10 protein-coding genes and 1 tRNA gene are annotated in these 12582 nt (G+C 64.0%); 6 read left to right on the top strand and 5 right to left on the bottom strand.

Going from position 1 to position 12582, the window contains the following annotated elements; all coding sequences use genetic code 11:
- Positions 1-412: 412 nt before the first annotated feature.
- From TEF_11705 to TEF_11680, 6 genes are all read left to right on the top strand, one after another.
- A complete protein-coding gene (locus TEF_11705; protein ANK81389.1) occupies positions 413-1009 on the top strand; it encodes a hypothetical protein in 597 nt (198 codons plus the stop codon).
- Positions 1010-1041: 32 nt separating this feature from the next.
- Positions 1042-2805 carry a copper oxidase gene (locus tag TEF_11700; GenBank protein ANK81388.1) on the top strand — a complete coding sequence of 588 codons (1764 nt, stop codon included), beginning with the start codon at positions 1042-1044 and terminating at the stop codon, positions 2803-2805.
- A 3-nt stretch (positions 2806-2808) separates the two neighbouring features.
- Complete coding sequence (locus TEF_11695; GenBank protein ID ANK81387.1) at positions 2809-3513, top strand: copper resistance protein CopB; 705 nt, start codon at positions 2809-2811, stop codon at positions 3511-3513.
- Positions 3514-4292: 779 nt separating this feature from the next.
- Positions 4293-4523, top strand: coding sequence for a hypothetical protein (locus tag TEF_11690; protein ID ANK81386.1), 231 nt, complete (start codon positions 4293-4295; stop codon positions 4521-4523).
- Positions 4524-5183: 660 nt separating this feature from the next.
- On the top strand, positions 5184-5672 hold the full coding sequence (locus TEF_11685; GenBank protein ANK81385.1) for a hypothetical protein: 489 nt from the start codon (positions 5184-5186) through the stop codon (positions 5670-5672).
- A 128-nt stretch (positions 5673-5800) separates the two neighbouring features.
- Entirely contained in the window at positions 5801-6286 is a 486-nt protein-coding gene (locus TEF_11680; protein ANK81384.1) for a hypothetical protein, read from the top strand.
- 510 nt (positions 6287-6796) lie between these two features.
- On the opposite strand, the gene TEF_11675 is transcribed toward TEF_11680, so the two are convergent.
- The 5 genes from TEF_11675 to TEF_11655 form a co-directional block, all read right to left on the bottom strand.
- Positions 6797-6872: transfer RNA gene (locus TEF_11675), tRNA-Lys, on the bottom strand.
- Between the two features lie 77 nt (positions 6873-6949).
- Positions 6950-8077: a tRNA guanosine(34) transglycosylase Tgt gene (locus TEF_11670; protein ID ANK81383.1), complete on the bottom strand. Its 1128-nt coding sequence runs from the start codon at positions 8075-8077 to the stop codon at positions 6950-6952.
- Positions 8074-9111 (bottom strand): tRNA preQ1(34) S-adenosylmethionine ribosyltransferase-isomerase QueA, encoded by a 1038-nt coding sequence (locus TEF_11665; GenBank protein ANK81382.1) that lies wholly within the window; start codon positions 9109-9111, stop codon positions 8074-8076. Before TEF_11665 ends, TEF_11670 begins: the two co-directional genes overlap by 4 nt.
- A 21-nt stretch (positions 9112-9132) precedes the next feature.
- Positions 9133-9627 (bottom strand): pantetheine-phosphate adenylyltransferase, encoded by a 495-nt coding sequence (locus TEF_11660; GenBank protein ID ANK81381.1) that lies wholly within the window; start codon positions 9625-9627, stop codon positions 9133-9135.
- Positions 9628-9659: 32 nt separating this feature from the next.
- Positions 9660-12416 (bottom strand): DNA gyrase subunit A, encoded by a 2757-nt coding sequence (locus TEF_11655; protein ID ANK81380.1) that lies wholly within the window; start codon positions 12414-12416, stop codon positions 9660-9662.
- Between the last annotated feature and the right edge of the window lie 166 nt (positions 12417-12582).

The raw sequence follows: 12582 nt of genomic DNA, 5'->3' as shown, positions 1-12582 counted from the left end.
TTCGTCGATACGTCGCTGCGGCCGTGCTCTGTCTGCTGCTCGCGCCACTGGCGTTCGGCGGCGTGGAAACGGCATTCGCCGCTCACGCGGGCCACGATGCCGGCGGCGTCGCCTCGGCGCCGAATGATCACATGGCCATGGATCACGGTGAACTGCCCTGTTCGCTAGTCTTGGCCTGTGATCACGGCCATTGCGCCAGCATGGCTCTGGCGTCACCGGCTCCCTCGCACGCCTGGCGCGGGGACACCTGCCAGCCCGGACCGGTGGCCGTTTTTGACGGTCGCGAACTGCGGCCCGTTCCGCCACCTCCGAAACGCTTCTCCTGAACCGATCACCGTCCGCCGGTCTCCGGCGGCCATGACTTTCCGGCGTCCGCGAGACCACGCGTGCGCCCGTTCAGGAGAACTGTCTCATGACTACCATCAGGAATCTGCGTTTCATCGCCGTTGCGGCCGGCGCCGCACTGGGAATCGCCGCGAGCCATCCCGCACTGGCCGCCGGGAACCACGACGGGGGGCACGGCCACAAGCAAGAGAAGGCCGAAGGCGGCCACGGTCACGGCGAGCATGGCAAAGGTGAACGCGGCTCGATCGGCCACGCCGGCGACCCGGCGAATGCCGACCGCACGGTCGAGATCACCATGCTCGACAACAGTTTCGAGCCGGAGAAGCTGACGATCGAGGAGGGCCAGACTGTCCGCTTCGTGGTCACCAACAAGGGCGAACTGGTTCACGAGTTCAACATCGCCACCGCGGCCATGCATTCGTCCCATCAGGCCGAGATGATGGAGATGATGCAGAAGGGCGTGCTGGGCGCCGACACGATCCATCATGACAGGATGGGCGAGCACGGCATGCGCCACGATCACGCCAACAGCATCCTGCTTGAGCCGGGCGAGAGCGGTGAGGTCGTCTGGACCTTCGACACGGACGCCGAACTTGAATTCGCCTGCAATGTACCCGGGCATTACGAATCCGGCATGAAGGGCCCGATCCGGCTGCACCAATGATCGCTCTTCATCCGAAACAGGGAAGACAACACATGCGCAATTTCGCAATCGCGCTCGCCGCGGCAACGCTCGTCATGGGCGCCGGCACCGTCTCGGCGGGCGAGTACGAGATCACCGTCGACCGGGTCAAGATCGACACCGGAGATTTCACCCGCACGGGTGTCGGTTTCAACGGGGCCAGCCCCGGGCCTGTCCTTCGGTTCAGGGAGGGCGAGGACGTGACCATCAGAGTCACCAACAACCTCACCGAAAGCACCTCGATCCACTGGCACGGGCTGATCCTGCCCTATCAGCAGGACGGCGTGCCGGGTATCAGCTATCCCGGCATTCCGGCCGGCGAGACCTTCACCTACCGCTTTCCCATAGTGCAGAGTGGCACCTACTGGTTCCACAGCCACACGGGCTTCCAGGAACCTGACGGCGCCTACGGCGCCATCGTCATTGAGCCGAAGGAGCCCGAGCCCTACGCCTGGGACCGGGAGTACGTCGTCCAGCTCGCCGATGCGCACCCCCATTCGGGCAACCGCATCATGCGCAATCTCAAGATGATGCCGGACTACTACAACCGGAAACAGCGGACGCTGTTCGACTTCCTGGGCGATGCCGAGGACAAGGGCTTCGGTGCGGCCCTGAGCGACCGCAAGGCCTGGGGCGACATGCGGATGATGCCGACGGACATCGAGGATCTGCAGGGCTTCACGCCGCTGATCAACGGCAAGGGCCCGGCGCAGAACTGGACGGGTCTGTTCGAGCCCGGCGAACGGGTCCGGCTCCGCTTCATCAACTCCTCCGCGATGACCTATTTCGACATCCGCATTCCCGGCCTGGAGATGACTGTGGTGCAGGCCGACGGCAACGAGGTCCAGCCGGTCGCCGTCGACGAGTTCCGCATCGCCGTGGCCGAAACCTTCGACGTCATCGTGGAGCCGAAGGACGACCGCGCCTACACCATCTTCGCCGAATCCATGGGCCGCACGGCCTATGGCCGCGGGACGCTCGCGCCCCGGGAAGGCATGGCGGCCGAGGTGCCGGCGTTGCGCGATGCGCCCCTGCTGACCATGGCCGACATGGGCATGGCCCATGGCGAACATGGCGGCATGGATCATGGTGAGATGGACCACGCCGCGATGGGGCACGAGCCGCCGAAGCCGGGAGCGATGGACCACTCGAAGATGGACCACGCCGCGATGGGGCACGATGCGCCGAAGCCGGAGACGATGGACCACTCGGAAATGGACCACGCGGCAATGGGCCACGGAGAAACCGAGCCGCTGCGGGGCCCCGATCCCTTCTATGCGCCGGGCAGCGGCCTTGCCCCTGAGGCGGCGGATGGCGGACGGTTTCTGTCCTATGCCGATCTTAAGGCCCGGACGCCGCTCTACCCGCATCGTCCGGCCACGCGGGAAATCGAATTGAAGCTGACGGGCAACATGGAGCGTTACATGTGGTCCATCAACGGCGTGAAATACGCCGACGCCGAGCCGATCCGGCTGCAGTACGGCGAGCGTGTGCGCTTCAGGTTCGTCAACACGACCATGATGACCCATCCCATGCACCTGCACGGCATGTGGTCGATCCTCGACAACGGCAGCGGCGAATGGAACCCGGTCAAGCACGTCATCAGCGTGGCGCCGGGGACCACGGTCTACATGGAGACCGAGGTCGACGCGCCGGGTCAGTGGGCGTTCCACTGCCACCTGTCCTATCACGCCGACGCCGGCATGTTCCGGAAGGTCATCGTCGAGGGCGGTCCGCAGGACAAGGCCGCGGAACTGGATGCAAGGGAGCGCGGCTGAACCATGCGCACATTCTGGAAAAGACTGACCGGGGCGCTGGTCCCGGCCGTTCTGGCCGTGCCTGCCGCCGAGGCGGAACCGCTGATCTGGGGCATTCAGGTCGAACAGGCTGAATACCGGGTCGATGAGGGTTCGGACGTTGCCGCGTGGGATTTCGACGTGCTGGCCGGCAGCGACGAGTTGAAGGTCGTCTGGCGCAGCGAAGGGGAATACGCCACGGGCGAAGAAGCCTTCGAGACGCTGGAGAACCAGCTTCGGCTTCAGACGCCGGTGACGGAATTCTTCGACGCCGTCGCCGGCGTGCGGCTCGATACGCCCAAGGGCCCGAACCGGCTCCACGGTGTGATCGGTCTGCACGGTCTGACCCGGCAGTGGTTCGAGGTCGACGCGGATCTGTTCGTCTCGGACCATCCGTCCTTCCGGTTCGAGGTGGAGTACGAGGGCCTGATCACCAACCGGATCGTCTTCGTGCCGTCGATCGAGTTCGACCTGCCGTTCACCGATGACGCGGCGGCGGGGCAGGGCGCGTTCGGTCCGACGCTGGAGGTGGGCGGACGCATCAGCTACGACCTGGTGGACCGGCTCGTCTCGCCCTATGTCGGCGTCCACTACGAACGGAAGTTCGGCGAAACCGCCGATCTTGCGCGGGCGGATGGCGAAGAGGCCGGCACCGTCTTCTTCGTCATCGGCACGCGCTTCATGTTCTGAGCGTTCTTTGGCTGCCCGACGGGCCCCGATACCAGATCGGTGTCGGGGCCCACAGTCGGTTCAATCGCTGATTGCCCGACTTTCCAGCAGATATGGTTCAACTGGAGGCAATTGTGTCAAGAATCTCAAAATCTGATTTCTTGTTCAACTCGACGGTCACCGTATTCGCCATTCTTGTTTCAAGTACGGCGGCGTTTGCGAATTTCGATGATCAGCTAGGGGAACCACTTAGCGGCCATGCATATGGACATCATGTAGAAAACATTGGATCGCCCGCTTCCACCGATATGGCGGAGCGGCGAATCGAAATAAGTATAGGAGATTATTTCTTTTCGATAAATGCTATCAATATAAAAAACGGTGAGATTATAGAATTCTATCTAAAAAATACTGGTGAAAATGTTCATGAATTTAATATTGGCACAGATATTGTGCATCGGGCGCATCAGGAGGAACTTCTTAAATTGGTTCGGGAAGGGGTCGTTACCCGCACCGATGTTCATGATCACGCCAAGCATGTTCATGGTCGATCTGGCCCCGGTCCGCATCACAAAGAGCCTTCGAGTGTACTTCTGGAACCAGGAGACACAGCCGAAATCGTTTGGCGTTTCAATACGAATACAGAGCTATCCTTCGCCTGCAACATGCCGGGGCATTTCGAACGGGGCATGGTCGGTGCTATTAGGATCGATGACTAATCATCACGTGACCGCGCTCACGCCACAGTCGACCGGTAAATCATATTGAGTACTTAATCTTCCAGTTACTCGAGAGATGACATGGGCGACAAGGTAGACAGCGCAAGTGATGAGCGGGTGGTGAATAACGCCATGCGTCATCAGTATCGGAAGCTGACCGATGAAGAAAAACAGGACATGGTGGAACTGAAGGACCTGGGGGCCGCCTTCCTCGCCAAATGCGAGGCCATGGGCGTGAGCCGGGAACTATCCATCGCCAAGACCAAGGCCGAGGAAGCGGTTATGTGGGCGGTCAAACACGTTACCGCCTGACGGTTGGGGTTTCCGGCTCCCCATAAAGAGCCGGTGGAGCGGACGCCGCAGAGGGGGCCGCGTTGGGTAACACCGGGGCGGCCCTTTCCGTTTGGGCGGCACCTGACCCCAGGGCGATTACCTGCCCACCCCCATGTGTTCCAATAGCACCACGCGAAACGGCGGCATCCGCCATCAGAACCGCACCGCGTGATTACCTGTAGACCCCCTGCATCTAATACGTCTGGCATCCGCCATAGCGCGCTTTCCCAGTTTTCTGCGGGCTTGGCTATGGCGGATGGCGGATGGCGGATAGGTGTTTCAAAACTTATCCAGTAGCACCCTACAGGTAATCCCGGATTGATTACCTGTAGGGGGTCTTGCGTGAAGGTTTCAAAAAACATATGCCATCCGCCATAGATCGGCATAACCCATTGAGCCATAAGGGGAAATGACTATGGCGGATGGTTTATCTTATCCGCCATCATCCGCCATAGGCCATGAAGTGTTGGCAATCAGGGCAAATCCGGCCATCTTCAGCGCATGGCTAGAGGCGGATTTACAGTCAACGTATCCAGTGACTTGCGACGGCTTCAGCGGCGGATCGGGGCCTATGGTGACCAGGTCCCATTCGCGGCGGCTGGTGCGCTGAATGATACGGCATTCGGAGTACGGCACAGGATGGTGAACAAGTCCTGGCCCCGTGCCGTGGTGGTACGCAACAAGCGGTTCCTGGGTGTGGCCATGCGGGTGGATAAGGCGAACAAGTCTACCCTCACCGCCGTCATCTATGACCGCCTGAAGTCTCGCGCAATTTCAGACCAGGCCACAGGTGGAACACGGAAGGCCAGGGGCAGGAACCTGGCTATTCCTTCCACCTTTGTGGAGGGCAAGCGCGGAAGGCGTGGTGTCCCCAAGGCTTTGCGCCCCCGCACCCAGTTGGGAAGGAAGCGGACCTTTGTGGCCAAGGATGCCAACAGCGGACAGTTGATGATCCTTCGGCGGAAAGGCCGGGGCCGGTACCCCCTCCAGGTGCTCTATGTGCTGGAGAACACAGCCCACATCCCCAAGCGGTGGAGGCCCGAGGAAGATGCGATCATCACCCTGCGGCGGGACTTCGCGCGACATTTCGTGAAGCGATGGCGGCAGGCTATGAGGACCAGACGGTGACGGGGTGGCCCCCCGTCTTCGGGTCCTTTCAGGATCAATCCTTTGCGGGTAACGCGCGACCCCGGACAGCGTCTACTTTTGAAGGTTTCCGACATACCCCCCTAATATACTTCTGGAGCCGGTGAGACATGGCGACCAGCCGGGAAATGGCGGAACACCTGAATCTTTCCATAGGGCGATTTCGCCAGCTTCAGGCCGAGGGAGTGCTCCCCAAGGGGGAGGGCAAGGGCAAGGCCAAGGACTATGACCTGGATGAAGTCCGGGTCACTTACATCAACCACCTACGGGATGCGGCCCAAGGAAGGCTGGTGCCCTTGGACAGCAGCAAGGAACGCAAGGCGAAGGCGGATGCGGAAATGGCTGAACTTCGCCTGGCGGAAATGGCTGGGAGGCTGATACCCATGGAGGTTGTGGACGGGGTCATGGTGGATTATGTGGCCCGCCTTCGCACCCAGCTTTACACCTTCCCCCTGCGTCTGGCCCCGCTGGTGGCAGGCGAGAAGGACCACAAGGTCATTCGCGCCAAATTAACCAAGGGCATGGACCAATGCCTGGGTGAGCTAGACGTGGAAAAGATGGCTGATGAAATCGCTGCAATCGTCAGCCAGGGGTGACATCACCGGCAAAAGAACTCGGCGCTGATTGAAGACGCTGGCGCCGGCCGGAACGTCTGAGCGTATTGGCATGAGCTCGTGAACACCCATACATCCCCGGCGAACTCGCTGCCGAACCGGGCAAGCAAAGTACCGCGCGGGCTGAATATCAACGCCAAATAATGGACGCGGTGTCGGGCGATGATGTGCAGGAAGTTGTTGTGATGTCGTCAGCCCAGGTGGCCCAACGCCGGTGACCCGGAGCCCCCGGAACCACGGCCTCCGGTAAGCCCCCTGAACCCATATCGCTCATGTTCTCCGAGAGCGCCGTTGTCGAAGGCCAGCAACGACCCTGATCTTGAACCGAATCGCTCAAGCGGTGTTCGAGCGCGTTGGCGTCAGCGCATGAGCCGCCGCGCGCCCTGGCAGTGAGGTTCTCGCACGCTCATTACAAAGTCATTACAACAGCGAAATTTGTGGATGATTAGCTTGGCAGTCGTTCGTATAAAATATTGAATTTAATAAGATAAATGGTGAGCCCGACAGGATTCGAACCTGTGACCCGCTGATTAAAAGTCAGCTGCTCTACCAACTGAGCTACGGGCCCACCGTGGCTGTGCGGCGCGCCGGACAGCGGCGCGGAACCTAGGCCGCGGTCCGCCGGCGGTCAAGACGCGGCCGCGGTCAGAGCGGCGCGATGTCGCCTTGCGCCAGTTCGCGGCGGAACGCGGCGGCGAAATCCGCGAACGCGCCGGCGAGGATCGCCGTCCTCATTCCACGCATCAGTTCCTGATAGAAATGCAGGTTGTGCCAGGTCAGCAGCATGGCGGCGAGGATCTCCTTCGCCTTCACCAGGTGATGCAGATAGGCGCGGCTGTAGTCGCGGCAGGCGGGACAGCCGCAGGTCTCGTCGAGCGGGCGCGGATCGTCGCGATGGCGGCTGTTGCGGATGTTGACCGTGCCGCGGCGGGTGAAGGCCTGTCCGTTCCGGCCCGAGCGCGTCGGCGCGACGCAATCGAACATGTCGACGCCCCGTTCGACCCCGCCGACCAGGTCGTCGGGCTTGCCGACGCCCATGAGATAGCGCGGCCGGTCGGCGGGCAGCGCCGGCGCGGTACCGTCCAGCACGCGGAACATCTCCGCCTGCCCCTCGCCCACCGCCAGGCCGCCGATGGCGTAACCCTCGAAGCCAATCCGGGTGAGCGCCTCGACCGATTCCCGGCGCAGGTCTTCGAAGGTGCCGCCCTGGACGATACCGAATTGCCCGTAACCCTCGCGGCGGCGGAAGGCCGTGCGGCAGCGCTCGGCCCAGCGCATGGACAGGCGCATGGACCGGGCGGCCGCCTCGTGGGTTGCCGGGTACTCCGTGCACTCGTCGAAGGCCATGGTGATCGTGGCGTCCAGGAGATCCTGGATTTCCGTCGAGCCCTCCGGCGTGAGGCGGACCTTCGCGCCGTCGATATGGCTGGCGAAGGTGACGCCGTCTTCGTCCAGCTTGCGCAGCCCCGCCAGCGACATGACCTGGAAGCCGCCGGAGTCGGTCAGGATCGGTCCCGGCCAGTTCATGAAGCGGTGCAGCCCGCCCAGCGCGGCGACCCGCTCCGCGCCCGGCCGGAGCATCAGGTGGTAGGTGTTGCCCAGGATGATGGAGGCGCGGGTCGCCTTCACCGATTCGGGCAGCATCGCCTTGACCGTCCCCGCCGTGCCGACCGGCATGAAGACCGGCGTCTCGATAGGGCCATGGGCCGTCTCCAGCCGGCCCGCCCGGGCCCGGCCGTCCTGCGCCTCCAGCCGGAATCCGAAGGCGCTCACGGCTCGACCCGGTGCAGCAGGCAGGCGTCGCCGTATGAGTAGAAGCGGTAGTCGCGCCCGATCGCTTCGGCATAGGCCGCCTTCATGCGTTCGAGGCCGGAAAAGGCCGAAACCAGCATGAAGAGCGTGGAACGCGGCAGGTGGAAATTGGTCAGCAGCATGTCGGCGGTCCGGAATCGGTGCCCGGGGGTGATAAAGATGTCCGTCGCCCCTGAAAAGGCCCGTATGTCGCCCGCCGCATCGACCGCGCTCTCCAGCAGCCGGAGCGACGTCGTGCCGACGGCCACGATGCGCCCGCCCTCCGCGCGGCCCCGGTTCAGCGCCTCGGCGGTACTGTCGGCGATCTCACCGACCTCCGCGTGCATGCGGTGATCGGCGGTGTCGTCGGCCTTCACCGGCAGGAATGTGCCCGCGCCGACATGCAGGGTCAGCCGGTGGACGGCAATGTCCCGCGCGGCCAGTTCCGTGAACAGGGCCTCTGTCAGGTGCAGCCCGGCGGTCGGCGCGGCGACGGCGCCCGGCCTGTCGGCCATGACGGTCTGGTAATCGGAAAGATCGCGGGCATCGACCGGCCGCTTCGAGGCGATATAGGGCGGCAGCGGCATCTCACCGGCGGCGTGCAGCGCCTGAAGAAGGGCGTCGTCGGCCCGGTCGAAGCGCAGCACCACCTCCCCGCCGTCGCGTCTCTCCACCACCTCGGCGGACAGGGCGCCGCCGAAATCGATCCGGTCGCCGGGCCTGAATCGCTTCGCCGGGCGGGCGAAGGCGGCCCAGGTGCACCCGTCGATCCGCATGTGCAGCGTCGCCTGGACATTCGCTTCGCCGCGGCGGCCCTTCAGCCGCGCCGGAATCACGCGTGTGTCGTTGACCACCAGCATGTCGCCCGGGCGCAGCAGACCGGGCAGATCGGCGATGCGGAAATGCCCGAGACCCGCCGCGCGCACCTCCAGCAGGCGCGCGCTCTCGCGCGGTTCGGCGGGGCGCAGGGCGATGCGATCGGACGGGAGATCGAAATCGAAGAGGTCGACTTTCAAATGCTTCCCGTCCCGCCTCCTCTAGCGGCTTTCGATCTTGTTCGAGAGCCGTTTGGCCACGGCGGGCGAGAGGAACGGCTTCACGTCGCCGCCCAGCGTGCCGATCTCCTTGATCAGCTTGGAGGCGATGAACTGGTGGCTGTCGGAGGCCATCAGAAAGACCGTCTCGATGTCGGCGTTCAGCCGCAGGTTCATGCCGACCATCTGCATCTCGTACTCGAAGTCCGAAACGGCGCGCAGGCCGCGGATGATGGCGCGGGCGCCAACCTCCTCGGCGAAATGCATCAGCAGCCCCTCGAAGGGCCGCACCTCGACCTGGCCCTCGAAACCGGCGACCTCCTGCTCCACCATCTCGACGCGCTCCTCCAGCGTGAAGAGCGGCCCCTTGCCGGCGTTGATGGCGACGCCGATCACCAGCCGGTCCATCAGCCGCGCAGCGCGCCGGATGATGTCGAAATGGCCGAGGTGTATCGGATCGAATGTGCCGGGATAGAGCCCGACGATTTCACGGTTCATGCTGGTTTGCCCCTCCCCAAGAGCGCCGGCGATCAGGCGTCCTCCCCGCCTTCTGCATCGCCGTCCTCATCCTCGTTGTCGCCGTCGGCATCCTCGTCCGACAGGCGGGTGACAGAAACGACGCGCTCCCCCTCGCCGACGTCGAGCAGCGTCACGCCCTGGGTATTCCGCCCGGCGATCCTGATTTCGTCAACCCGGATACGGATCAGCTTGCCGCCATTGGTCACCAGCATGAGCTGATCGCTGTCCTCGACCGGTCCGGAGGTCACGACCTCGCCATTGCGCTCGCCCGTGACGATGTTGACGATGCCCTGCCCGCCCCGGTTGGTGACGCGGTACTCGTAGGCGGAGCTGCGTTTGCCGTAGCCGTTCTCGGTGATCGAGACGATGAACTGCTCGGCGGCGCCGAGCTCGGCCAGTCGCCCGGAATCCAGCGAGACTTCTTCCTCATCGCTTTCCACCGGCAGATCAGGTGCTTCCGGCTCGACGTTCTGACCGCGTCTGAGCATGTTGGCGTGCTTCAGATAGGCCCGCGCCTCCGGCGTGCTGGTGTCGACGTGCCGCAGGATGCTCATCGAGATCACCCGGTCGCCCCGGGCCAGCCGCACGCCGCGCACACCGGTGGAGTCCCGGCCCTTGAAGACGCGGACGTCGCCGACACGGAACCGGATGCACTTGCCGCCGGCCATCGCCACCAGGACGTCCTCGTCCTCGGTGCAGAGCCGCACGTTGACGATGTAGTCGCCCGGATCGAGCTTCATCGCGATCTTGCCGTTCGACATCACGTTGGCGAAGTCGGACAGCAGATTGCGCCGGACATTGCCCGAGCGCGTGGCGAACATCAGCTGGTAGTTCTCCCAACTTTCCTCTTCCTCGGGCAGCGGCAGCAGCGTCTGGATCACCTCGCCCTGCTCCAGCGGCAGCAGGTTCTGCATCGCCCGGCCGCGCGCATTGGGCTGCGCCATGGGAATGCGATAGGCCTTCATCTTGTAGACCTTGCCGGCCGAGGAGAAGAACAGCACCGGCGTGTGGGTGTTGACCACGTAGACCTTGGCCACGAAATCCTCGTCGCGCGTCGACATGCCCGCCCGGCCCTTGCCGCCGCGCCGCTGCACCCGGTAGGTGGAGAGCGGCACGCGCTTGATGTAGCCCTTGTGGCTGACGGTGACGACCATGTCCTCGCGCTGGATGAGCGCTTCGTCGTCCTGCTCGAACTCCAGATCCTCGATCGCCGTGCGCCGGTCGTTGGCGAACCGTTCGCGGGTCTCGAGCAGCTCGGCGCGCAGGATATCCATCAGCCGCGGCCGGCTGGACAGGATGTCGAGATAGTCGGCGATCTTCTCGCCCAGACCTTCCAGTTCGCTGCCGATCTCGTCCTTGCCGAGCGCGGTCAGGCGATGCAGGCGCAGGTCCAGGATGGCGCGCGCCTGGCCTTCGGAAAGGCGGTAACGGCCGTCGACCACCTTGTGGGTCGGGTCGTCGATCAGTTCGACCAGGGCGCGGACGTCCTCGGCCGGCCAGTCCCTGCCCATGATCTCCGCCCGGGCCGTCGACGGATCGGGCGCGGCGCGGATGATGCGGATCATCTCGTCGATATTGGCGACCGCGATGGCCAGTCCGACCAGTACGTGGGCGCGGTCGCGGGCCTTGCCCAGCAGATGACGCGTCCGCCGGGTGATGACCTGCTGACGGAACTGGACGAACGCGTCGATCATGTCGCGCAGGTTCATCACCTCGGGCCGCCCGCCCCGCAGCGCCAGGCTGTTGACGGCGAAGCTCGATTGCAGCGGCGAGAAGCGGTAGAGCTGATTGAGCACCACTTCGGGCGTCGCGTCGCGTTTCAGCTCGACCACCACGCGCACGCCGTCGCGGTCGGATTCGTCGCGCAGTTCCGCGATGCCCTCGATGCGCTTGGCCTTCACCGCCTCGGAAATGCGGATCAGCATGGCCGCCTTGTTGACCTGATAGGGGATTTCCGTGGCGACGATGGCGTAGCGGTCCTTGCGGATCTCCTCGATCTCGACCTTGCCGCGCACGATGACCGAGCCCTTGCCCGTCAGCAGGGCGGCGCGCAGGCCGGCCCGGCCGAGAATGATGCCGCCGGTCGGGAAATCGGGGCCCTGGACGTACTGCAGCAGGTCCTCGGCGGTCAGCGCCGGGTTCTCCGCCAGCGCCAGACAGGCGTCGATGACTTCGCCCAGGTTGTGCGGCGGGATGTTGGTGGCCATGCCGACGGCGATGCCGCCGGCCCCGTTGACCAGCAGGTTGGGAATGCGCGCCGGCAGGACCGACGGTTCCTCGGTGGTGTTGTCGTAGTTCTCGGTGAAGTCGACCGTGTCGAGGTCGATGTCCTCCAGCATCGCCTCGCCCGCCTTGTCGAGGCGGATCTCGGTGTAGCGCATGGCCGCCGGCGGATCGTTGTCCATGGAGCCGAAATTGCCCTGCCCGTCCAGCAGCGGCAGGCGCATGGAGAAGTCCTGCGCCATGCGGACCATCGCGTCGTAGATCGCGCTGTCGCCGTGCGGATGGTACTTGCCCATGACGTCGCCGACGACGCGGGCCGACTTGCGGTACGGCTTGTCGGAGGTGTAGCCGTTCTCGTTCATCGAGAACAGGATGCGCCGGTGCACCGGCTTCAGCCCGTCGCGCACGTCGGGCAGCGCGCGGCTGACGATGACGCTCATGGCGTAGTCCAGATAGGACTGCCGCATCTCGTCTTCGATGGAGATCGGAGAAATGTCGGTCGGCGGCTCCGGCGGAGCCGGTGGGGTCTCGTCGTTATCGGCCAATTGGATGCGTCTCCGTCCCTGTCCGGATCATGCGCGGGAGACGCCTTTCCGGCGCCTGCCGCAACGTCATCGCGACCATCACGAAACGTCAGGGAATCAGTTAGATAGATACTTTCTTTTCATAGCCCGAATGAGCGCGCGGGGCAAGCCGTGCGGGGCAAAAATG

Source organism: Rhizobiales bacterium NRL2, from assembly GCA_001664005.1.
Classification (GTDB): domain Bacteria; phylum Pseudomonadota; class Alphaproteobacteria; order Minwuiales; family Minwuiaceae; genus Minwuia.
This window is presented reverse-complemented; position numbering and strand designations above follow the sequence as displayed.